Annotated in this window: 22 protein-coding genes; all 22 read left to right on the forward strand. The window is 31.0% G+C overall.

All coding sequences use genetic code 11. The features are described from left to right. Positions 1 to 18 precede the first annotated feature (18 nt). The 22 genes from HPRAE_RS01810 (at position 19) to HPRAE_RS01910 (ending at position 23,679) form a co-directional block, all read left to right on the forward strand. Entirely contained in the window at positions 19 to 1,956 is a 1,938-nt protein-coding gene (locus HPRAE_RS01810) for an OPT family oligopeptide transporter (protein ID WP_014552547.1), read from the forward strand. Further along, positions 1,949 to 2,323, forward strand: a complete 375-nt coding sequence (locus HPRAE_RS01815) for a PqqD family protein (RefSeq protein ID WP_014552548.1) — start codon at positions 1,949 to 1,951, stop codon at positions 2,321 to 2,323. Before HPRAE_RS01810 ends, HPRAE_RS01815 begins: the two co-directional genes overlap by 8 nt. 300 nt (positions 2,324 to 2,623) lie before the next feature. Then, positions 2,624 to 3,796, forward strand: coding sequence for an NAD(P) transhydrogenase subunit alpha (locus HPRAE_RS01820; RefSeq protein WP_014552549.1), 1,173 nt, complete (start codon positions 2,624 to 2,626; stop codon positions 3,794 to 3,796). A gap of 12 nt (positions 3,797 to 3,808) precedes the next feature. Then, on the forward strand, positions 3,809 to 4,087 hold the full coding sequence (locus HPRAE_RS01825; RefSeq protein ID WP_014552550.1) for an NAD(P) transhydrogenase subunit alpha part 2: 279 nt from the start codon (positions 3,809 to 3,811) through the stop codon (positions 4,085 to 4,087). Positions 4,088 to 4,130: 43 nt separating this feature from the next. After that, complete coding sequence (locus tag HPRAE_RS01830) at positions 4,131 to 6,116, forward strand: NAD(P)(+) transhydrogenase (Re/Si-specific) subunit beta (RefSeq protein ID WP_014552551.1); 1,986 nt, start codon at positions 4,131 to 4,133, stop codon at positions 6,114 to 6,116. A 223-nt stretch (positions 6,117 to 6,339) separates the two neighbouring features. After that, positions 6,340 to 8,214, forward strand: a complete 1,875-nt coding sequence (locus tag HPRAE_RS01835; protein ID WP_014552552.1) for a polysaccharide biosynthesis protein — start codon at positions 6,340 to 6,342, stop codon at positions 8,212 to 8,214. 196 nt (positions 8,215 to 8,410) lie between these two features. Beyond that, entirely contained in the window at positions 8,411 to 9,403 is a 993-nt protein-coding gene (locus tag HPRAE_RS01840; protein ID WP_014552553.1) for a hypothetical protein, read from the forward strand. A gap of 94 nt (positions 9,404 to 9,497) precedes the next feature. After that, positions 9,498 to 10,229 (forward strand): GntR family transcriptional regulator, encoded by a 732-nt coding sequence (locus HPRAE_RS01845; protein WP_041606883.1) that lies wholly within the window; start codon positions 9,498 to 9,500, stop codon positions 10,227 to 10,229. Between the two features lie 71 nt (positions 10,230 to 10,300). Continuing rightward, positions 10,301 to 11,287, forward strand: coding sequence for an N-acetylglucosamine kinase (locus HPRAE_RS01850; RefSeq protein ID WP_014552555.1), 987 nt, complete (start codon positions 10,301 to 10,303; stop codon positions 11,285 to 11,287). Positions 11,288 to 11,317: 30 nt separating this feature from the next. After that, a complete protein-coding gene (locus tag HPRAE_RS01855; RefSeq protein ID WP_014552556.1) occupies positions 11,318 to 12,490 on the forward strand; it encodes an SIS domain-containing protein in 1,173 nt (390 codons plus the stop codon). 19 nt (positions 12,491 to 12,509) lie between these two features. Next, positions 12,510 to 13,682: an N-acetylglucosamine-6-phosphate deacetylase gene (gene nagA, locus HPRAE_RS01860; protein WP_014552557.1), complete on the forward strand. Its 1,173-nt coding sequence runs from the start codon at positions 12,510 to 12,512 to the stop codon at positions 13,680 to 13,682. A 90-nt stretch (positions 13,683 to 13,772) separates the two neighbouring features. Beyond that, the gene (locus HPRAE_RS01865) at positions 13,773 to 15,020 is read left to right on the forward strand and encodes an ABC transporter substrate-binding protein (RefSeq protein ID WP_014552558.1); all 1,248 of its coding nucleotides are present in this window, start codon (positions 13,773 to 13,775) and stop codon (positions 15,018 to 15,020) included. A gap of 63 nt (positions 15,021 to 15,083) precedes the next feature. Beyond that, positions 15,084 to 15,992, forward strand: a complete 909-nt coding sequence (locus HPRAE_RS01870) for a carbohydrate ABC transporter permease (RefSeq protein WP_014552559.1) — start codon at positions 15,084 to 15,086, stop codon at positions 15,990 to 15,992. A gap of 92 nt (positions 15,993 to 16,084) precedes the next feature. Next, on the forward strand, positions 16,085 to 16,846 hold the full coding sequence (locus HPRAE_RS01875; protein WP_083787868.1) for a carbohydrate ABC transporter permease: 762 nt from the start codon (positions 16,085 to 16,087) through the stop codon (positions 16,844 to 16,846). Between the two features lie 16 nt (positions 16,847 to 16,862). Further along, positions 16,863 to 17,834, forward strand: a complete 972-nt coding sequence (locus HPRAE_RS01880; RefSeq protein ID WP_218915747.1) for a Gfo/Idh/MocA family protein — start codon at positions 16,863 to 16,865, stop codon at positions 17,832 to 17,834. A 114-nt stretch (positions 17,835 to 17,948) separates the two neighbouring features. Beyond that, on the forward strand, positions 17,949 to 18,107 hold the full coding sequence (locus HPRAE_RS11250; protein ID WP_218915748.1) for a hypothetical protein: 159 nt from the start codon (positions 17,949 to 17,951) through the stop codon (positions 18,105 to 18,107). Between the two features lie 31 nt (positions 18,108 to 18,138). Then, entirely contained in the window at positions 18,139 to 19,002 is an 864-nt protein-coding gene (gene gatY, locus HPRAE_RS01885) for a tagatose-bisphosphate aldolase subunit GatY (protein WP_014552561.1), read from the forward strand. After that, positions 18,999 to 19,925, forward strand: a complete 927-nt coding sequence (gene pfkB / locus HPRAE_RS01890; RefSeq protein ID WP_014552562.1) for a 1-phosphofructokinase — start codon at positions 18,999 to 19,001, stop codon at positions 19,923 to 19,925. Before gatY ends, pfkB begins: the two co-directional genes overlap by 4 nt. Positions 19,926 to 20,205: 280 nt before the next feature. Continuing rightward, complete coding sequence (locus HPRAE_RS01895) at positions 20,206 to 21,057, forward strand: DUF3100 domain-containing protein (RefSeq protein WP_014552563.1); 852 nt, start codon at positions 20,206 to 20,208, stop codon at positions 21,055 to 21,057. Beyond that, the gene (locus HPRAE_RS01900; RefSeq protein WP_014552564.1) at positions 21,047 to 21,511 is read left to right on the forward strand and encodes a hypothetical protein; all 465 of its coding nucleotides are present in this window, start codon (positions 21,047 to 21,049) and stop codon (positions 21,509 to 21,511) included. The genes HPRAE_RS01895 and HPRAE_RS01900 overlap by 11 nt, the downstream gene beginning before the upstream one ends. A gap of 15 nt (positions 21,512 to 21,526) precedes the next feature. Then, on the forward strand, positions 21,527 to 22,849 hold the full coding sequence (locus HPRAE_RS01905) for a M20 family metallopeptidase (RefSeq protein ID WP_014552565.1): 1,323 nt from the start codon (positions 21,527 to 21,529) through the stop codon (positions 22,847 to 22,849). Positions 22,850 to 22,992: 143 nt separating this feature from the next. Beyond that, complete coding sequence (locus HPRAE_RS01910; RefSeq protein WP_014552566.1) at positions 22,993 to 23,679, forward strand: DUF969 domain-containing protein; 687 nt, start codon at positions 22,993 to 22,995, stop codon at positions 23,677 to 23,679. The last annotated feature ends 1 nt before the right edge of the window (position 23,680 follow it).

Here is a 23,680-nt window from a genome sequence, read left to right on the forward strand (position 1 = left end):
TAACAGGGAGGAAATATTATGTCAGATAACAATTCGAAGCGTTTATCTCGGAGTGCTTATGGAGGGGTCAAAGGGGAAGATTATGTCCCCTATGTCCCTACAACAGAAGTAGTACCTGAGGCTACAGGATATTCTATCATAATGGGAGTTTTATTTGCTGTTATCTTTGCAGCAGCAAATACATATTTAGGACTTAAAGTAGGACTTACAATTTCAGCTGGTATACCGGGAGCAATTTTGGCAACTGGAATCTTAAAATCTATTTTTAAAAGAGATACTATCTTAGAGGCTAACTATGTAGCTTCTCTGGCAGCAGTTGGAGAATCTATAGCAGGTGGAATTATTTTTGTTTTACCCGCAATTATTCTAATAGGATTTAATTTATCGATAACTACTGTAGCAATTGTAACTATCATTGGAGGTTTTATGGGGGTTTATTTTATAACTCCTGTCCGTAAATATATGATAGTTGAAGAACATGGAAATTTGATTTATCCTGAATCAATGGCTCAGGCTGAAGTTTTAGTAAATTCCAGTCAGGGTGGAGAAGGATTTAAATCAGTGCTTAAAGGTCTAGTTGTAGGTTTAGGTTATAAAGTTTTTTCTGGTGGACTTGGACTTTGGAATGAATCTGCTTCTTATACGATTACAGCTTATCAAGGAGCAGTAGTCGGAATGGATACTTTAGCTTCACTAATGGGAGTTGGCTTTATTGTTGGAACTCAAACTTCTATTTTAATGTTTGGTGGGTCTGTTGTAGCTTGGCTTGGTTTAATTCCTTTAATCAAGTTTTTTGGTTCTTTTTCAGGGACAGCTATTTTCCCATCAACAATGCTTATTTCGGAAATGACTGCACCTCAAATCTGGTCAAATTATATTAGATATATTGGAGCTGGAGCAGTTGCAGCTGGAGGTTTTTTCTCTTTAGCTAAATCTCTACCAACTATCATTACTTCTTTTAAAGAAGCGATGGGTGGTTTTGGTAAAAGTACAGAATCAAATGAGAGAATAAATCAAGATGCACCAATCATTTGGGTTTTAGCAGCTGCTATTTTAGGTTTTCTCTTTATTTGGGTAATTCCTTCTTTAGGAGCTGGCCCTGTAGGAGCTTTAATGGCAGTAGTATTTTCATTTTTCTTTGCAGTTGTTTCAGCACGAATGGTTGGAGTAATTGGAGCTAGTAATAATCCAGTTTCTGGAATGACTATTGCTACTTTGCTTGTTATTGCTTCAGTTTATAAGGCCTTAGGTGCTACTGGAACTGGTGGGATGAGAATGGCTTTACTTGCTTCCGGAATTGTTTGTGTGGCAGTTGCTGTTGCAGGTGGAGTAGCCCAGTCTCTAAAAGCCACTTATGTAATTGGAGGAACTCCAAAAAAGATTCAGCATGGTATGTTTTTAGCTTTAGCAGTAGCTTCTTTAATGGCTGGAGCCACAGTTTTATTATTAGATAGTGCTTATGGTATTGGTTCAGCAGAGGTTACAGCACCTCAGTCAACTTTAATGAAACTAATTGTAGAAGGAATAATGATCGGAAAACTTCCTTGGACTTTAGTAATTATTGGAGTTATGATTGCTGCTTTTTGTGCCTTAGCTAGTCTGCCTATTTTACCAGTAGCTTTGGGTCTTTATCTACCAATTTCTTTAAATAGTGCTATTTTCTTTGGTGGAATTGTCAGAAACTTTGTTGATAAGAAATTTAAAGGCAAAGATAAGGCCAAAGATGCTGCAGTTGAAAGAGGAACTTTAATTGCCTCAGGTTTAGTTGCTGGAGATGCCTTAACTGGAATAGCAATTGGTTTATTTGCAGCTCTAAATATCAAAACAGATTTATTAGCTTCAGTAATTCCAAATGCAGCCTTTAAGAATCTTTTAAGTCTCGGTTTATTTGTCTTATTAGCAATTTGGATGTATAATTATTCAATTAAAATTAAGGATAGTGTTAAAAATGACTAAAGCTAAAAAAAAAGATAAATACAATTTTGTGCTTTATGTTCCAGAGATAACTCATCAAGATTGGGAACTACAAGAAGGTCAGGTTCTTTTAAACTTTGAAGTTAAACATCCTTTAACAAAGTTTGCAGGTTTTTTAATGAAAAAAGAACCACAAAGAGATATGTTATTAGATCAAATGTCTTCAGCAGCCTGGCTTCTAATTGATGGCCAAAGATCAGTTTTTGAAATAGCAAGAATCCAGAGTCAAAAGACTGATGATGAATTTAAAGAAGATTTACGCCGTTTAGTTAATTTTATTAAATTTATTTCTAAAAAAGGCTGGATTAAATATAAAACTGTAAAACCAGAAGCAGAAATTGCTATTTAAAATAGAAAATGATTACCCTGAAGCAAAAGGGGTAATCATTTTTATTTCAAACAAATGCTTAAATAAATTTAATAATTCTAAAAATTAAAAATAAAGACTTGAATTAAATTAAAATTTGCTTTATGATAGTTGTAGAAGCTTAAAAATTTTGTTGAAGTTTAATTATTCTTTTTTAATTAATTTATTTATTTTATTCAAAAAATCTGAAAATTAAAAAGAGTTTACTTAAACTGATTTTATTATTTTTAAAATTTTTGCTTACTAAAAATTAAACAAATAAAATACTTAGGAGGAATTAAAATGAATTTTAAAGATTTAAAAATTGCTATTCCAACAGAAATTATGGAGGGTGAGGATAGGGTTTCCGCTACTCCTGAAACAGTTAGTTCAATGATTGAAGAAGGGGCAGAAGTTTTAGTCCAAGCAGGCGCAGGAGAGGGCTCTTTTTTCTCTGACCAAAAATATCAAGCAGCAGGAGCAGAAATTTTAACAGATGTCGAAAAACTCTTTGCAGCTGCTGACCTTATTTTAAAAGTTAAAGAACCACAGTTTAACCAAGAGTTAGATAAACATGAAGTAGATTTAATGCATGCAGGGCAATATTTAATAACTTTTATTCATCCTGCTTCACCTGGAAATCATCAGATGGTAAAAAAATTAGCTGAAAAAGGAATAATTAGTTTAACTTTAGATAGTATTCCTCGGATATCTAAAGCACAAGCAATGGATACTCTAAGTTCAATGAGTACTGTTGCAGGTTATAAAGGAGTTTTAATGGCTGCTGATATCTTACCTAAATTTATGCCCATGATAACAACTGGAGTTGGTATGATTAAGCCAGCAAATGCTTTGGTTTTAGGAACAGGAGTTGCAGGTTTGCAGGCAGCTGCTACAGCTAAAAGATTAGGAGCAGTAGTCCATGCAGCAGATATTAGACCTGAAGCAAGTGAACAGGCTCAAAGTGTTGGTTCTAAACCCTTAGATTTAGAAATTCCTGAAGCTGAAGCTGTTGGTGAAGGTGGTTATGCTAAGGAATTATCTGAAAAACTTTTAGAAAAAGAAAGAGGAATTATTGCTGAGCAAATAGAAAAATTTGATTTTCTAATTTTAAGTGCCTTAATCCCAGGCAAAGTTGCTCCTATTTTAATTACAGAAGCAATGGTTAAGAAAATGGAACCAGGTTCTGTAATTGTTGATATTGCTATTGATCAAGGTGGTAATTGTGAAATAACTGAACCAGGAAAAATAGTTAAAAAACATGGAGTAACAATTATAGGAACTAAAAATATACCTGGAATGCTCCCTAAAAGTTCAACTTGGATGTTCTCTAAAAACATTTATAAGTTTATTTCTCATGTAATTGAAGCTGGTAAAATTGAAATTGAAAGTGATGATGAAATTTTAAGTTCAACTTTAGTTACTGATGGAGAAAAAATAGTTCATCAGGGTGCACTTGAGGCAATGAATAAGTAAGGAGGCAGTTGAATGAATTTTTTCTTAATGCTTGTTTTATTTGTAATTGCAATGTTAGTTGGTTATAAATTGATTAGTAATGTTCCCAGTTTATTACATACACCATTAATGTCAGGGATGAATGCTTTATCGGGAGTAACTATTTTAGCCTCTTTAGTAACTACAGCAGCTGCTGTAGTTACAGGCTATAAGCTGCTTGGCTTTTTGGCAATTGTTTTAGCTACAATTAATATAGTTAGTGGTTTTTTAGTAACAAATAGAATGTTGAAAATGTTTAATAATGATCAATAATTATAAACAGTAATTTTATTATTTGGAGTTGGTGGTAATTAATATGATAACAGGATATAGTATTTTTGGACTTTTATTAACTCTGGGCATTATTTGGGGTATTAAACTTATGAGTTCACCCCAAACTGCAGTCAAGGGTAATTTGATTGGTGCTGGCTCGATGTTAGGTGCAGTTATTTTAACTTTGGTCTATAATGAGATTATAGGTAGTGGACTGCTCTGGTTAGCAATTTTAGTTGGAGGAGCAATTGGTTCATATTTAGCCCATAAAGTTGAAATGATCCAAATGCCACAGATGGTTGCTTTATTAAATGGTTTTGGGGGAGGGGCCTCGGCTCTTGTGGCTTCAATTATGCTTTTTAGTAATTTTAATCAATTGAATCCCACGAGCCGTTTTAGTTCTGGACTTGCTTTAATGGTAGGAGCTATAACATTAAGTGGAAGTTTAATTGCAGCTGCAAAACTAGATCGAAGAATGGAACAAAAATCTATAGTTTTAAAAGGCCACAGTTTTTTTAATTTCTTTACTTTAGTTATTCCTGCTATTTCTGTAATCTTAATAACTTTTAAATATCAAACTCAAATAGAAGCAAATTTATTTATATTTTTAATCCTGCTTTCAGCCTTAGCTTTTGGAGTTATTTTTGCAATTAGGGTTGGTGGAGCAGATATGCCAATAACTATTTCTCTTTTAAATTCAATGTCAGGTTTAGCTGCTTCTATAGCTGGTTTTGCTATTTATAATCCGCTTTTGGTGGTGGTAGGAGCAGTAGTTGGAGCTTCTGGACTTATTTTAACTCAGATTATGTGTCGAGCTATGAACAGAAGCTTATTTGAAGTTTTAGCAGGTAATACTAAAACTAAAAAAGAAAAGAAAAATCAAGCTTTTACTGAACTTGTTAAAGCAAAAAAGTCTACTTCTAAAGCAGAATTAAATTTAGAAGTAGAAGTTTCTAAAGATTTAAAAGAAACAGCAGAGTTTAATTTGGCAAGTAAAATTGAGCAGGCAGAAAGTATAATGATCGTACCAGGTTATGGAATGGCACTTGCCCAAGCTCAGACTGAAGTAAAAAAGTTATATGACAAGTTAGAAACTGCTGGTAAAGAAGTTAATTTTGCTATTCACCCAGTGGCAGGTAGAATGCCAGGCCATATGAATGTGCTTTTAGCAGAAGTGAATATTCCATATGACAAGCTTTTAGAATTAGAAGTTGCTAATCCAAAATTAAAAGAAACAGATTTGGCAATAGTAATTGGAGCAAATGATGTAATTAATCCGGCAGCTAAAACAGCAGAAGGAACTCCAATTTATGGGATGCCTATTTTGGATATAGAAGAAGCAGCAGAAGTTATGATTTTAAATCTTGATCAAAAGCCAGGTTATGCAGGTGTAGATAATCCTCTTTATACAAATGAAAAAGTAGAGATGCTTTTAGGTGATGCTAAAGAATCTTTAAAAGAGATTTTAGCTGATTTAGAAAAAACTAAAACTGAAGTTGAATCAGCAGCAGAAAATGTGATTGAAGTTGAAACAGCTTCTTTAATTAAAAAAGCAGAAAAGATAATGATCGTACCAGGTTATGGTATGGCTTTAGCCCAAGCTCAGACTGAAGTAAAAGAGCTTTATGATAAGTTAGAAACTGCTGGTAAAGAAGTTAATTTTGCTATTCACCCAGTGGCAGGTAGAATGCCAGGCCATATGAATGTGCTTTTAGCAGAAGTGAATATTCCATATGACAAGCTTTTAGAATTAGAAGTTGCTAATCCAAAATTAAAAGAAACAGATTTGGCAATAGTAATTGGAGCAAATGATGTAATTAATCCGGCAGCTAAAACAGCAGAAGGAACTCCAATTTATGGGATGCCTATTTTGGATATAGAAGAAGCAGCAGAAGTTATGATTTTAAATCTTGATCAAAAGCCAGGTTATGCAGGTGTAGATAACCCTCTTTATACAAATGAAAAAGTAGAGATGCTTTTAGGTGATGCTAAAAAATCTTTAAAAGAGATTTTAGCTGAAATAGAATAACTAGCAACTTAGATTTGAATATAAAAGCTAATGATTTTAACTTTTATCTAAATATCATTTAAGAAAACCTCCTCCTGGGAGGTTTTTTTATCTTAAAGATTATTTTTTAAAAGTAATTAAAAATAATTTAAGTTCGGTTAATTAATTGAATTAAAGCAAAAAGTACAATATAATATAATTAGTTGGTCTCAGGGGAAATTAATATTATCAGGAGTTGAATTAAATGCTAGAATATTTATTAAAGTTATACAAAAAGCCTAGGTTAATAATTATTGATTTATTTTTAGTAAACTTAGCAGTTTTTTCTTCTTTTATTTTGCGTTTTGATGAAAGTTGGCTGCTTCATTTTGAATTTAACTATTTAGTTGCAATTACTATTATTTCATTATTTGTTTTATATTTTTCTTCACTCTATAATAAGATGTGGCAGTATGCGAGTATGTCGGAATTATATTCAATTTTTAAAGCAACCCTTGCTATTAATACTTTATTTGTAATTTATCTTTATTTTTTTAGAGTTAGTTTTCCGCGCAGTATTATTGCTATTAATTTAATGACTGATATTTTTTTCTTGGGTGGAATGCGTTTTGCTTTAAGGTTATTAAAAGATTTTTTAAATCGGAATCAAAATAATAAATCTAAAAATAGAGTTTTAATTATTGGGGCTGGAGATGCAGCTGAAATGATTATCCGAGAAATGCAAAAGCATCCTGAAATTGGTAAAAGAATAATTGGATTAGTAGATGATGATCCAGCAAAACAAGCTTTAGAAATTCATGGTTATAAAGTTCTTGGTAAAACAAAAAAGATACCGCAGTTAATAGAGGAATATGATGTAGATGAAGTAATTATTGCTATTCCTTCAGCAGAAGGAAAGACTATTAAAAGGTTTTATGAGCTTAGTAACAAGAAAAATGTTAAAGTAGAAATTGTACCTGGAGTTTATGAAATATTAAAAGGTGATGTTTCTTTAAATCAGATTAGAGAAGTAAAAGTAGAAGATTTACTAAGGCGAGATCAGGTTGATTTAATTTCATCTGAAATCTCAGCTTATTTAGAAGCTAAAACTATTTTAGTTAGTGGTGGTGGAGGTTCAATTGGCTCTGAAATCTGTAGGCAAATTGCAAAATTTAATCCTGAGCAGATTATTATTTTAGATATTAATGAAAATACAACCTATTTTTTAGAGAGAGATTTAAAAGAAAATTATCCTAATTTAGAGCTTATTTCTATTATTGGTAGTATTCGTGATAAAAATAAGTTAGAAAAAGTATTTAATGAATATTCTCCAGATGTTGTTTTTCATGCAGCTGCTCATAAGCATGTACCTTTAATGGAAACTAGTCCAGAAGAAGCTGTTAAAAATAATATTTTAGGGACTAGAAATTTATCCCAGACTGCAGCTGATTTTGAAATAGATCGCTTTGTTTTAATTTCAACAGATAAAGCAGTTAATCCAACTAATGTCATGGGAGCTTCTAAAAGAGCAGCTGAAATGATTATTCAGACTATAAATAAGCAGGTAAAAACTAAATTTATGGCGGTCCGTTTTGGTAATGTTTTAGGTAGTCAGGGGAGTGTTATTCCTTTATTTAAAAAACAAATTGCTAAGGGGGGACCTTTAACTGTTACTCATAAAGATATTACTCGTTATTTTATGACTATCCCCGAGGCTTCTCAATTAGTAATTCAGGCTGGAGCCCTTGGAAAAGGTGGAGAAGTTTTTGTTCTTGATATGGGTGAACCTGTAAAAATTATGGAATTAGCAGAAGATTTAATTGCTCTTTCTGGTTTAACTCCTTATGAAGATATAGATATTGATGTAATTGGTTTAAGACCAGGAGAAAAACTTTATGAAGAACTTTTATGTGATACTGAAGATAATATTGCTACAGAACACGAGCGGATTTTTATTAATAATTTGGGAGCTGTAAACCAACAATTCTTAGCTAAACATCTTCAGCGACTGGAAAGCTTGGCTAAAAAGGGAACTGTAAATGAAATTATATTAGCTTTAGTTGACCTTGTAGATACTTATCAACCTAGAAGAGATAATGTAAAGAAAGTAGATTTTAAAAATAACAAAAAATCTTCTTAAACTTTAATTATAAAAAAATAATATTTAAAATCAAGAAAAATAGCAATTCTAGAATTATTATTTGCTAAAAAAAATTAATATCTTTATTTACTATTCAATTAAAATTAGATATAATGCTATTATCTTAGTTAAGATCTATCTCACTAGTTATTTAATTTCTAGTGAGATTTTTTAATTTTATAATGGAGGTTAAAAAATGAAAAAAAGACAGATTTTAAGATATATAGGTCTATTTGTTCTAGCAATTATTTTCGCTTTAATAATAACTGGAAGTATTCCAAAAGTAGCAGGTGATTCGGCAAAAATTAATTTGAGAATCGAGTTAAAGAAGGCAGATCCTGAACGTGCACTTCTGGCTGATTTAAGAGTGATGTTGATTGAACCACAAGCTCCTATTGGAGAGCGAATAATTAAAAGTAAAAAGAAAAAAACTCGTAGTATTTGGAATGTTGTAGAACTTGAATTTTCAGAATTAGAATTAGCCAAAATTGATGATTATCAATTGATAGTTTTCCAAGAGCGAGATGATTTATTTTGGTATATTTCAGGTCCTCTTAGCTATGATTTAATTAAAAATTATGATTCTTTGGATATGACTTTAGATCATCACCCTTCCCGAACTCTTAGTTTTAAAGGTGAGCAAGAAATTAAATTTAGAGATTTAGATCAAATAGTACATTTAGCTTTTGCTGGAAATGAATATATTTTATTTAAAGAGGAAACTGAGTCTGGAATTGTATATCGAAATCCCCAAATTAAGGCTCAAATTAAAGGTAGAGAAATTGTAGTAGAAAAAGGGGATCAGATTTTTAAATCTCAATTAATGGGCTTAGATGAAGTTGATTTTTCTAAACATGAAGTTATTGGTGGCTATCAAATGTTTGAATGGGGTGGTTGGAGAGTGTCTATTACAGATAAGTTTTTATCACTAAAAAAGGGCAAAGTTATTCCTTATAGAATATATGCTCCGACTCAGCGTTCGCCTATTTCACAATTTAAGGAAGTTATAAATGATGATTATATATTATATGAATACAATGATAGCGGTTATGAAGGTGATTTGAAGATTAAAATAGTAGAAAAGGTTTATCAAGAACCAGATAGTTTTAAGATTTATCCTTTTACAATGTATATGGATTATTTTGATTATAAATATGAAGGTGGAGCATATTTAAAATTGAAGAATTAATTATAATTAAATAAATTTATAAATAAAATTTGACAATTCAAAAAACAACTTGTATAATTGTTTTATACTTATCATGATAACATTATAAGAGGTGATGAATTTGAGTAAAATAATTAATAATAGTAGATTACCATTATATCATCAACTTTACGATATAATTGTAGATAAAATCGAAAATGGAACTTACCATGAAAATGATAAGTTACCTTCTGAAAGAGAATTGTGCGAGCAATATGATATTAGTAGAGCGACCGTTAGAAGAGCAATGGTTGAACTTGAAAAAAATGATTATATATATAAAAAGCAGGGGAAAGGAGTTTTTATTTCTGAAAAAGCTTTTGAACAAGATTTATTAAGTTTTTATAGTTTTACAGAAGAAATGAAGAAAGTTGGAAAAGCTCCATCTTCCAATGTGATTGAATTTGAAACTATTAAAGCTAATGCTAAAATTTCAGAGAATTTAAAAATCCCTCTTAATCAAAAAGTTTATAAATTTACTCGATTAAGACTTGCAGATGAAGTTCCAATGATGCTAGAAACTACTTATTTGCCTAAATCAAGATTTTCAGGATTAACTAAAGAGCTATTAAGTAAAAAAGCAATGTATGATATTTTTTCAGATAAATATAATGTTGATTTTGAAAAAGCAGAAGAGACTTTTAAAGCTACTGCTATAAATTCCAGAGAAGAAAAATATTTAGAGGTCAAAAAAGATTCACCAGCTATTTTATTGAAACGTTTTACTTATGAAAATAATGATGTTATAGAATATACCGTTAGTGTAGCAAGAGGAGATAAATTTAGATTCCATGTTGTTTTGGAATAAATTCTATCTTTTTTAACTAACTGGTAATGACAACATAATAAATAAGGCTTTAAATATAAAAGGGGTGGAAAATGTATTATTTAGGAGTTGATGGAGGAGGAACAAAAACTGCCTTTTTATTGATTAATGAAAAAGGGAAAATTTTAGCTTATTTAACTACAGAAACCTGTCATTACATTCAGATAGGTCTTAATGCTTTTCAAAATCTTTTAAAAAAAGGTATTAAAGACTGCTGTAGAAAGGCTGGAATAGATATTTCTGATATAGAATATGCTTTTTTGGGTATTCCAGGTTATGGTGAAAATGAAAAAGATACAATGATTATTAGAAAAATAATTAGCGAAATAATACCAGAAACTAAATTTGAATCTGGAAACGATGTAGAAGCCGCCTGGGCTGGTTCTTTAGCTTGCAGAGCAGGGATAAATATTGTTGCTGGGACCGGATCAATAGGATTTGCAAAAGATCAGAAGTTTAATACTGCTCGAGCAGGTGGGTGGGGCCCCTTTTGTGGAGATGAAGGTTCAGCCTATTGGTTAGGTAGAGAATTACTCTTTTTATTTAGCAAAGAATCGGATGGACGCCTGGAGAAAACTGAGCTCTATCAAATTGTCAGAGAGAAGTTTAATCTAAAAAGAGATTTTGATCTAATAGAAATTTTATATAATAGTTTAGAATTAAAAAGAGATAAAATAGCATCCCTTGCTATTATATTATATAAAGCAGCTTTGGCGGGAGACAAACAAGCAGCTTTAATTTATAAAAGTGCAGCTTATGAACAAAGTCTGATTATTAAGGCTTTGATCAAAAAACTTAGTTTTAAGAAAAATGAAAAAATAACTGTATCGTTTTCAGGTGGAGTTTTTAAGGCGGGAAGTTTTATTCTAGATCCGCTCAAAGAATTTTTAAAAAAAGAAAATATAAAATTTATCGAACCTATTTTAAGACCAGTTACTGGAGCTGCACTTTATGCAGGAATATTGAAAAATAATTTGCAGAAAAGTAACCAAAAAATTATAGAAAATTTAAAGAAAGAAGAAGAAAGAGTAAAGCTTTAATTAAATAATGATTGGAAGGGGTTTTAAAAAATGAAAAGCTTATTTTCAAAAACTAAAGCTGAATTAAAAAATAGCAGCGGCTTAATAACAGCAGAAGAAATTTTTCAACAGCCAGATGTTTGGGAAAAAACATTTGCTTTAATAAATCAACAAAAAGAAGAAATATCAGATTTTTTAAATAGTATTTTAGATATAGAAAAACTGAGAATTATTTTTGCAGGAGCCGGAACATCAGGTTATATTGGGGATATACTTGTTCCGTATCTAAAAAAAATAATGCCCGAAACTGATATTGAATCAGTACATACAACTGAAATTGTGAGCCATCCAAAAGTATATTTAGCAGAGAATATTCCAACATTATTATTTTCTTATGCCAGATCTGGTAATAGCCCAGAAAGCTTAGCAACAGTTGAACTGGCTGAAAAAATTATCGATGACCTTTATCAGATAATAATAACCTGCAATAAAGATGGCAGTTTAGCTAAAAATGCAGGTGGAGAAAAAACAAAAGTGATTCTATTACCCGAGGAAACTCATGACAGGGGTTTTGCTATGACTAGCAGTTTTACTTCAATGCTTTTAGCTGCTCTATTAGTATTTGATATAGAGTGCCTAAACAGTATAAAAAAAGATATAGATCTTATTATTGATAATGCACGCTCAATGCTTCAGGACACCAGAGTTATTGAGAGTTTAGCCGCATTAGATTTCAAAAAAATTGTTTATCTCGGCAGTTATAGTTATTTTGGTATAGCAAAAGAAGCTACTTTAAAATTACTTGAATTAACAGCTGGGAAAATTGTTAGCAGATATGACACTCCACTTGGATTCAGGCATGGTCCTAAATCTATAATAGATGATCAGACTTTAGTTGTTTTATTTTTATCAAGAGATCAATATAGCCAGAAATATGACTATGATCTTTTAAAAGAGCTTGCTCTACAAAAGGGAAATTTCAAAACATTAGTTCTGGCAGAAGAGTATGATCAAAAAATTGATGATATAGCCGATAATCTTATAATACTAGCAGCTAAAACAGAAGCTATAGATGAAATTTATAATTCATTAAACTATATAACTGCTCCTCAAATACTTGCGATGCTTAACTCTTTAAAGATTGGAATTACGCCTGATGACCCGAGTCCAAGTGGTGAGGTTAATAGAGTTGTTCAAGGAGTAAAAATATATCCATATCAATAAAAAAAGCTAGGTGGAAAAAATGAGCTATTATATTAAGAGCAAAAAAATATATAAAGAAGATGAAATTATATTAGATCACGCTTTAAAAATTGAGGGTGAAAAAATATCTGGATTTGTTAAAAGTTCTGAACTGAGTTCAAATGATATAGTAGTAGATTGTGGAAATAAAATAATTATTCCTGCTCTGATTGATCTTCATATTCATGGTGCAGTAGGAAAAGATGTGATGGATGGAGATTATGAATCGTTAAATGATATTTCAAAGTATTTAGCAAGTATTGGAGTTAGTAGATTTTTAGCTACGACTTTGACTGCACCCATATCTAAAATTGAAAATGCTTTAAAAAATATAAGGGAATCTCAGAAAAGAGGTTTAGCAGGAGCTAAAATTATTGGGACATATTTAGAAGGTCCTTATTTAAGCAAAGAAAAAAAAGGAGCTCATCCAGAAGAATATTTAAAAGAACCAAATATCAAAGAAATTAAAAAAATGATTGATATTTCTGGAAATAATATCAAAATATTAGCTTTAGCACCTGAAAAAAATGAATCGCAAAAAGTTATTAAATTTCTGTGTGATAAAGGAATAATAGCCGCGTTAGCTCATACTAATGCCGATTACTCGGTAATCGAAGAATCAGTAAAAAATGGAGCTTTTTTAGCAACTCACACCTTTAATGGAATGAAAGGCTTGCATCACCGTAATCCAGGAGCTATCGGTGGAATTATGGCTTTTGATGAAATTTATAGTGAACTAATTGCAGATAAGATTCATGTTCATCCTGCAGTAATGAAAATACTTTATAAAGTAAAGGGTTTAGAAAAAATTGCTTTAATAAGTGACTGTATGAGAGCAGGTGGGATTGAAGATGGAGAATATAAATTAGGTGAGATTGATGTTAATGTGAAAAATGCGACTGCAAGAACTAGAAGTGGTTCTTTAGCTGGCAGTACTTTAAAAATTAAAGATGCACTATTAAATATTAAAGAAGCTGTAGATATTGAACTTTTTGAAGCGGTTAAGATGGCTTCTTTAGTCCCGGCAAAGATTTTAGGTTTAGATAGTGAGTTAGGAAGTATTAAAAAATTTAAAAAAGCAGATATTACAGTAATAGACTCAGAGATGAATATTTATCTGACAGCTGTTGATGGTAAAATTGTTTATAAAAATAAATTAGAAGTTTTAAATTAAATTTTAACTTAGATAGATTTAATTAAATAATTAAGATGAAAGGGGGAAAGTCTAATAGTTATTAATTAATAAAAAACAGGAGGGGTTATAGTGAAAAAGAAAATTGTTATTTCGCTAGTTTTCATTATTTTAATGGTAACTTTTAGCTCTATTGTTGGTGCTGAGACTGTAATAAAATATGGTTTATGGGATAAAAATCAGGTTCCTGCTATGCAGAAGATTATTGATAATTTTGAAACAGAATATCCAGATATTTCTGTAAAAATTGAATTGACTCCTTATAGTCAATACTGGACAAAACTTCAGATTTCAGCTACAGGGGGTTCTTTACCAGATGTTTTCTGGTTGAATGGTCCTAATTTTGCCTTATATGCATCTAATGGAATGATTATGCCAATTGATGAAAAAATAAAGAATAGTGATAAAATTTCTGAATCTTCATATATAGAATCACTTGTAAATTTATATACATATGAAGATAAATTATATGGCTTACCAAAAGATTTTGATACTATTGGACTGTATTATAATAAAGAAATTTTTGATAAATATAATGTAGAATATCCTAAAAAAGATTGGAATTGGAATGATTTGATAAATGCTGCTAAAAAAATAACTAATCAATCAGAGGGAGTTTGGGGTATTGCAGCCCCGCAGGATGGTCAAGAAAATTATTATAATACAATTTTCCAGAGTGGTGGTTATATTGTTAAAAATGAAAATGGCAAAAAAATTTCAGGCTATGATAAACAGGATACTATAGACGGTCTAAAGTTTTGGGTAGACTTAATTCATAAGTATAAGATATCCCCAACATTAGCTCAGATGACAGATACCAGTGCGCTTGATTTATTTAGTTCTGGTAAAGTAGCTATGCTTTATCATGGATCCTGGCAGCAGATTGCTTTTTCTAATAATGAATATACAAAAGATAAAGTTGATGTAGCAGTTTTACCTAAGGGAGATAGAAAAGGAGTTGTAATCCATGGGCTGGCTAATGTAATCAGCAGTCAAAGTGAAAATCCAGAGGCAGCATGGAGGTTTTTGGAATATCTAGGCTCAGAAGAATCAGCTAAAATAATGGCTAATACAGGAACAGTTATACCGGCTTATAAAAATACACAGCAGGCCTGGTTAGACTCTAATCCTAATATGAATCTTGAAGCCTTTATTGAAATGCTTCCTCACTCATATCCATATCCACAATCTGTAAATACAGCTAAGTGGAATGAATTAGAAAATAAGTACTTCAATAAAGCTTGGTCTGGTGAGATTAGTGTGAAAGAAGCTGCTGATAAAGTTGCTGAAGAAATGAATAAAATTCTTAGAGAAGAGTAATAGTAAAACTAAATTTTGGGGGAGTGATAAACGCTCCCCTGGTTATAAAAAGGAGGGATAATTTTGGACTTTATCAAAGAAAATATTTTCAGTTCTAGCAAGAAAACAGATAATTTTTGGGCTTATCTTATGATTTCACCATATTTTATCGGCGCGATTATATTTTATATTTGGCCTATAATGCAGTCTCTCTATTTTAGTTTTACAGAATGGGGAGCCTTTGGTGGCACCACTTTAGTAGGTTTAAAAAATTATTTAAGCATTTTTCAAGATCCAGAATTTTATATAAGCTTAAAAAATACATTTATTTATACTGGATTATCAGTACCCATCAGTATAATTATTGGTATTATAGTAGCCGTTTTATTAAATCAAAAAATAAAAGGACTTGTAGTTTATAGGACTTTGTATTTTTTGCCTGTTATAACGATGCCGGCAGCAATTGCTATGATTTGGCGCTGGTTATATAATGCTGATTATGGTTTGATTAATTATTTATTGAGTACGATTAATATTCAGGGTCCACGTTGGATCACCAGTCCTGACTTAGTTTTATATTCTGTCATAATAGTTGGAATTTGGAGTACTATCGGATATAATATGGTTATTTTTCTTTCAGGACTTCAGGGTATACCGTCATCTTTATATGAAGTTGCAGATATAGATGGTGCTGGACCTTTTACTAAGTTTTTCAAAATCACTTTACCACTGTTAACTCCAACAATATTTTTTGTTTCAATAATATCGATAATAAACTCTTTAAAAGTGTTTGATTTAATTTTTATGATGGTTGATGAAACATCTTTTATTATTGAAGATACTCAATCGATTGTCTACTTTTTCTATAAGACTGCTTTTAGGTTAAACCAAAAAGGTTATGCTTCAGCTATTTTGATAATATTATTTTTAATAATTTTTGTTTTGACAATTTTCCAGACAAAATTACAGGATAAATGGGTTCATTATAATTAATAGGAGGTGGATGAAAGTTGCTAGGAATATCAAATAAAAATAAGTATAAAAAGATAACAATACATACTATAGTAATAATTGGTTCTTTATTTATGATTGGACCTTTTATCTGGATGCTTTTAACATCACTAAAAACCTTAGGAGAAACAACTCAGGTACCTCCGGTTATTTTCCCCAAGGAAATTATTTGGTCAAACTATAGTGACGTCTTAAAATTATTGCCATTTGCTAAATTTTTCTTTAATACTTTTATTACTGCTTTAGGAAGAACAGTAGGCCAGCTGCTTATCTCATCAATGGCAGCTTATGCCTTTGCAAGGATTGAATTTCCAGGCAGAAAAATGTTGTTTCTAATGATTTTATCAATATTAATGGTTCCACCTCAGTCATTTTATATCCCTCAATATATAATTATGGGGAAATTAGGATGGTTAAATTCTTTAAAAGCATTGATATTCCCAGGGTTATTTAGTGCTTTTGGAACGTTTTTATTGCGACAATTTTTTATGACTTTGCCAAAAGAATTAGAAGAGTCAGCAAGATTGGACGGTTGTAATCACTTCCAAATATACTGGCACATTATGCTGCCGCTTGCAAAACCGGGTTTAATTGCTCTAGCGATATTTGTTGTAAGATGGTCCTGGAATGATTTTATGTGGCCTTTAATTGTTAATACGTCAACATCAAAAATGACGCTTTCTGTTGGTCTGGCGTCACTTCAAGGGCAGTATTTAACAAATTATCCAGTTTTAATGGCAGGTGCATTAATTGCTATTTTTCCAATGTTAATTATTTTCATTTTATTACAGAAACAATTTGTAGAGGGTATTGCTCTCACAGGAACCAAAGGATAAGGGGAGGAAAAATATAATGACAATAAAAATTGCAGTTTTAGGTGCTGGTAATCGGGGTAGAGAAGCATATGGTGAGTATCTTAGAAACAACCCTGGTGAAGCACAAATAGTTGCAGCGGCAGAACCTAACTCACATAAGAGAAATTCTTTTGCTAAAGAACATGATATTAAAGCTGAAAATCTTTTTGAAAGCTGGGAGGAACTTCTGGCTAAAGAAAAGTTAGCTGATGGTATTATAATTTCTACAATGGATAAAATGCATCTAGAACCAGCAAAAAAGGCGATGGAAAAGGGATATAAAATTTTATTAGAGAAACCAATAGCACCAAATTTAGAAGATACTTTAGAAATATTAAATCATAACAAAAAATATAATGTAGATGTGCTCGTCTGCCATGTTTTAAGATATACAAGTTTTTATAAGAAATTAAAAGAGTTACTTGATCGGCAGTTAATTGGAAAAGTTCAGTTTATCGATCATATTGAAAACATAGGCTATTATCATTTTGCTCATAGTTTTGTCAGAGGAAACTGGAGAACTACCAAGGAAGCAGCACCGATTATCTTACAAAAAACATGTCATGATCTTGATTTAATTTATTGGTTATTTGAGAAAAAGGCAGTTGAATTAACATCAAAAGGAAAACTATCCTATTTTAATCAAGAAAATGCACCGGAAAATTCTGCTAAAAGATGTATCGAATGTGGAGTCGAATCAGATTGTCCATATTCAGCAAAAAAAATATATTTAACTGGTGAAACAAAATGGCCTGTATCAGTGATAACTGATGATTTATCTGCAGAAGGTGTTTACAAGGCAGTGAAAGAAGGCTCCTATGGAAGGTGTGTTTATCAATCTGATAATAATGTGGCAGATACTCAGACAGTACAGATGACTTTAGAAGATAACATTGAAGTTAACTTTGCTTTGACTGCCTTTTCTGAAGAGATAAACAGAACCACAAAAATATTTGGCAGTCATGGATAGATAAGAGCAGATTTTGTTAATCAAAAAATAGATATCTATAAGTTTGACAAAGAAAAAGAAACCATTAAGGTTTATAATAATGCATCCGGTCATGGTGGAGGAGATGCTGGAATAATGAAAGATTTTATATCATTGTTAAAAGGAGAACGCTCTGGAAATAGTTTAAGCACCCTGGCTGATTCGGTAGAAAGTCATTTAATGGCTTTTGCAGCAGAACATTCAAGAAAAGAAAATGCAAAAATAGATCTAGATAAATTTAGAAGAGAAGTATAAACTTGTTCACTACGGGGAGGGGATTGGAGTAATGGATATCATATCAAATAGAAATCTTTTGCTTGATGCTCAAAAAAGAAATTATGCAGTACCAGCATTTAACATTCATAATTTAGAGACCACAAAAGTAGTAGTTGAAGCTGCAGAAGAATTAAATTCTCCAATAATTATTGCAGCAACACCAGGAACAATTAAATTTGCCGGAGCTAGATATTTAATCAATATTATGAAAAGTGCAGCAGCAGATTCAACAATTCCTATTGCTTTTCATTTAGATCATCATGAAAACATTGAGGATATAAAAGAATCAATAAAGTTAGGCTGTAAATCAGTTATGATTGATGCTTCAGCTTTAGAGTATGAGGAAAATATTGCTAAGGTTAGAGAAGTAGTTGAGTTTGCCAGATTATATGATGTTAGTGTAGAGGCTGAATTAGGCAAGTTAGTAGGTCAGGAAGATGATATTGAAGTTAGTGCTGCAGATTCTGAATTAACAGATCCCAATTTAGCAGCTGATTTTGTTAAGAGAACAGGGATTGATTCTTTAGCTGTTGCAATTGGCACTGCACATGGATTATATAAAAAAGATCCTAAAATTGATTATGAACGTTTAAAAGCTATAGAAAATAATGTAGATGTTCCTTTAGTGCTGCATGGTGCTTCTGGAGTACCTGGTAAAGATGTAAAAAAATCTATAGAAATGGGTATCACAAAAGTTAATATTGCTACAGAATTAAAAATTGCTTTTTCTGATGCAGTAAAAAATTATTTCAAAAAATATCCTGAAGCAAATGATCCTAGAAAATATTTGAAGCCTGGTAAAGAAAGTATGAAAAAATTAGTTAAGAAGAAAATAAAGTTATGTGGTAGTGTTAATAAAGGATCATTAAAATGATAGCTACAATTACTTTAAATCCATCAGTTGATAGAAGATATAATATCAATGAATTAAAAGTAAATACAATTCAAAGAACTGATGATTATCAGGCAACTGCAGGAGGTAAAGGAATCAATGTAAGTCGTGTTATTAAGTTATTAGATGGAAATTTGACTGCGATGGGGTTTATTGGTGGCTATGCAGGAAAATTTATTAAAGCAGAATTAAAAAAATTAAAAATAAATAATAGCTTTACTAAAATTGCTGCTGAAACTAGGTCTTGTATTAATATTATAGATCATTTTAAAAGTTCAATTGAAATTTTAGAAAAAGGACCTGAAATAAAGGTATCTGAAAAAGATAGATTTTTATTTGATTTTAAAAATCAAATAAAAAAAGTTAAAGTCATAATTATTTCTGGTAGTTTACCAGAAGGGATAGAAAATGACTTTTACCAAGAAATAATTAAGATAGCTAAAATTAATGATAAAAAAGTTATATTAGATACAAGTGGAGAAGCTTTAATTAATGGTATTAAAGCTGGACCTGATTTTATAAAACCTAATCAGAGTGAACTTGAATCTATTTTTAATTTTAAAATTGAAAAAGAAATAGATTATTTAAAAGCAGCAAATAAATTACAAAAAATGGGTGCTAAAAACATTGCTATTAGTTTGGGAGCTAAAGGTATGTATTTTTTTAGTCAAGATTCAAAATATAAAATAGAAGTACCAGAAATTGAAGCTATTAATTTAACTGGTTCTGGTGATAGTTTAGTAGCTGGCTTAGGAGTAGCAGTTCAACGAAATATGGATATTGAGTCTAGCCTAAAGTTAGCAAATGCTTGTGGTGTTGCTAATGCAGTTGAAAAACAAACTGCATATGTGGATCTAAAAAAAGTAAATAATTATATTGATAAAATAAAGATAAAAGAAATATAAATTCTAGTATTTTTAGAATTGATTATTATCGTCCCTAAAGAGGGACGATTTTTCTTTTAATAGCTGTAAATTATAAAAATTTATTATTTAAATATCAATTTCAAAATTTAAATTATTATAAAAACTTGACACTTACTAAAAATAACCTTAAAATACAACTAATAATCATAAAAAAATTCATAAAAAAGGGGGCTATATTTTATAATTGTTAGAAAAATTTGTTAATAATTTATAGATTCTTTAAAAATGAGAAGTATAAGTATTGAGGAGTTGTATAAAAATGAAAAAAAATAAAAGTCAGCAAAATGATTTTCAATCTTTTTTAAAATTGTTTTTATCAGTCTTGGTTATTGTTCTAGCTACAGAAGTTTTTGGAACTAAAACTTTTAACATTGGCCCAGGTCAGGTGGTTTTATTACCGATGCTCTTTGCAGTTATTATTGGGATTGCAGTTACACCTAAACTTCTAGGTAGTAAAATTAAAGCCTTAAAAAGAGTAATTTCTATGCAAGAAGTTGAGAAGGCAGGAACCTATGTAATGATAGCGCTTTTACCTTTAGGAGTTAAATATGGAACTTTAGTTGGGCCAAATATTGTAGAAGTTGTTAAGGCCGGTCCAGCTTTTTTATTACAAGAACTTGGTAATTTAGCTACTATTTTTATGGCTTTACCTTTGGCTTTAGCTCTCGGTATGAAAAGAGAAGCGGTTGGAGCAACTGCTAGTATTTCGCGTGAACCAACTTTAGGAGTTATTGGTGAAAAATATGGAATTTCTTCTCCAGAAGGTACTGGAGTTTTAGGTACATATTTAATGGGAACTGTTTTTGGTACAATTTTTTTCGGACTATTAGGAGGTTATTCTGTAGCGACTGGTATTCATCCTTTAGCTTTAGCAATGGCCAGTGGAATGGGAAGTGGATCAATGATGGCTTCAGCCTCTGGAGCTTTAGCAGAAGCAGTACCAGGAATGAAAGATCAGATTTTGGCTTATGCAGCTACAAGTAATATGTTAACTGGAGTGACTGGTCTTTATTCTGTTATCTTTTTAGGTTTACCATTAGTTAATTTTATGTATGATAAGTTAATTCCTTTCTTTAGTAAAGATGACAGAGGTGATCAGAATGAGTCTTAATTTTGAAAGAAGCTTAGACTATTTAAAGATGTTATTAATTGTTGGTTTTTTAATTTTAGTTGGGCAAAAATTTGGTTATGGAATAGCAATCATTCCTGCTTTACCAGGAATGTTAATCGTGATCTTAATTTCTTTTTTAGCTTTAACAGTCAAGGATAGTTTTCCCAAACTACAATTTCCAGCTTTTGCTTGGGCTTCTTTGACAGCTTTAATTTTGAGTATGCCTTTTATGCCAACTGCAGAATTATTTTTGAAATATACAAATGAAGTTAATTTTTTAGGGACTACAACCCCTATTTTAGCTTTTGCTGGTATATCAGTTGGAAATAAGATCGATAAATTGAAAAAATTAAGTTGGAAGGTTTTTATAGTAGCGATTGCTGTTTTTATAGGAACCTATTTTGGTTCTGCAATTGTAGCTCAGATAGTACTTAAATTACAAGGAATAATTTAAAGGAGAGGGTTAATTTTGCAAAAAGCAGAAATTAAAGCAAAAATACTTGAGGTTATTGATGCTAATCAGGAAAAAATAATTGAAATTGTAAATGAGATTTATCAAAATCCAGAACTAGGTTATAAAGAGAAGAAGACAACTGAAATATTAGCTTCTGCTTTTAAGGAATTGGAAATTGATTTTGAAAAAAATAAGCCTTTAACTGGAATTAATTCTATTTTTAAAATGGACAATCCTGGCCCAACTATTGCAGTTTTAGGAGAATTAGATGCTGTAACTTGTGCTGAACATCCTGATGCAGATCCAAAAACAAATGCTATCCATGCTTGTGGCCATAATATTCAGTTAGGAGTAATGTATGGAATAGCAGCTGCTTTTAAAAAAGCTGGGATAGAATCCGAACTGGCTGGAGCCCTTAAATTTATTAGTACACCAGCTGAGGAATTTATTGAATTAGAATATAGAGATCAATTAAAAAAATCTGATCAAATCAGCTTTTTTGGAGGTAAACAGGAACTAATAAAAAGAGGCTACTTTAAAGATGTAGATATTTCAATTATGATGCATTCTTTAGATTTAGCTTCAAAAAAAGCCTTGATTGCTCCTAAAGGGAATGGCTTTATTGGTAAAAAAGTTAAATTTACTGGTCAGGAATCTCATGCTGGCTCAGCTCCTGAAAAGGGAATAAATGCCTTAAATGCAGCTGTATTGGCAATGAATAATATTAATGCACAGCGAGAAACATTTGCTGAATCAGATAAAATTAGAGTACATCCAATTATTACTAAGGGTGGGGATATAGTAAATATTGTTCCAGCAGATGTAAGATTAGAAAGTTATGTTCGAGCTAGAAATATTGGAGCTATCAAAAAAGCTAATCTTAAAGTTGATCGTTCTTTAAAAGCCGCTGCAATGGCAGTAGGAGCTGAAGTTGAAATAAAAGATATACCAGGTTATTTACCTTTACTAAATAATCAAGATTTAGATAATATTTTAAAAGAAAATCTTTTAGAATTGATAGAGGCAGAAGATATAACAGTTGGGGGAGACTTTACTGGTTCTTTTGATTTTGGAGATATCTCTCATTTGATGCCTGCACTCCATCCCTTTTTTGGTGGAGTTGAAGGAGATTTGCATACCAGAAATTTTAAAACTAAAGCTCAAAAAACAGCAGTTATTCTGCCGATTAAAGCTTTATCTTTAACAATTATTGAGCTTTTATATAATGAAGCTCATTTAGCAAAAAAAATAGTAAATAACTTTAGAGCACCACTTATACAATCAGAATATTTAAAATTACTAGGATCTTTTGCTAAAGAAACACTTTATCAAGCTTAAAATTCAATTTAAAAGCAGTTAGCTGTTAATTTTTACAGTTAACTGCTTTTTTAAAATTTGTGTTCTTCAGCACTGATTTTTGACTGTTAAAATATTAAAATTAAAATAACTATATTAAAAAAACAAGTAGAGAGGAGAAAAAAATGATTAGATTAATTGGAGTTTTAATTATTATTATCGGTTTCATCTTCAAATTTGATATTATTGCTGTTGTTTTAACAGCTGGAGTTGTAACTGGTTTAGTTGGTGGTCTTAGTTTAAATGAGATTTTAGTAACTTTGGGAGAGGCTTTTATTCAAAATAGGTATATGTCATTATTTTTAGTTACTTTACCTGTTATTGGAATTTTAGAACGTTATGGTTTAAAAGAGAGGGCAGCAGAATTAATAAAAAATATTAAAGCTGCAACCCCTGGAAAAGTTTTAAGTACTTATACTTTAATTAGAGAGCTAGCAGCGGCTTTTTCTTTAAGATTGGGTGGACATGTACAGTTTATTCGTCCTTTGATTTATCCAATGACAGAAGGAGCAGCTAAGGTTAGTTATCAAGATTTAGATGAAAAGAGTATTGAGGAGTTAAAAGGTTATGCAGCTTCTTCTGAGAACTTTGCTAACTTTTTTGGTCAGAATGTCTTTATAGCTGCTGGAGGAGTACTTTTAATTGTTGGTACTTTAAGTGAATTAGGAATAGAAGTTACTCCACTAGAAGTTTCTAAGGCATCAGTACCAGTAGCAGTAATTGCTTTTGTTTTAGCAGTTATTTATTATAATTTATTAGATAAGAGATTAGCGAGAAGATTGAAAAAGAAAAGTTCAGGAGGGGAGCAGTAAT

The sequence above is a fragment of the Halanaerobium praevalens DSM 2228 genome (genome assembly GCF_000165465.1).
GTDB classification, from domain to species: Bacteria; Bacillota; Halanaerobiia; order Halanaerobiales; family Halanaerobiaceae; genus Halanaerobium; species Halanaerobium praevalens.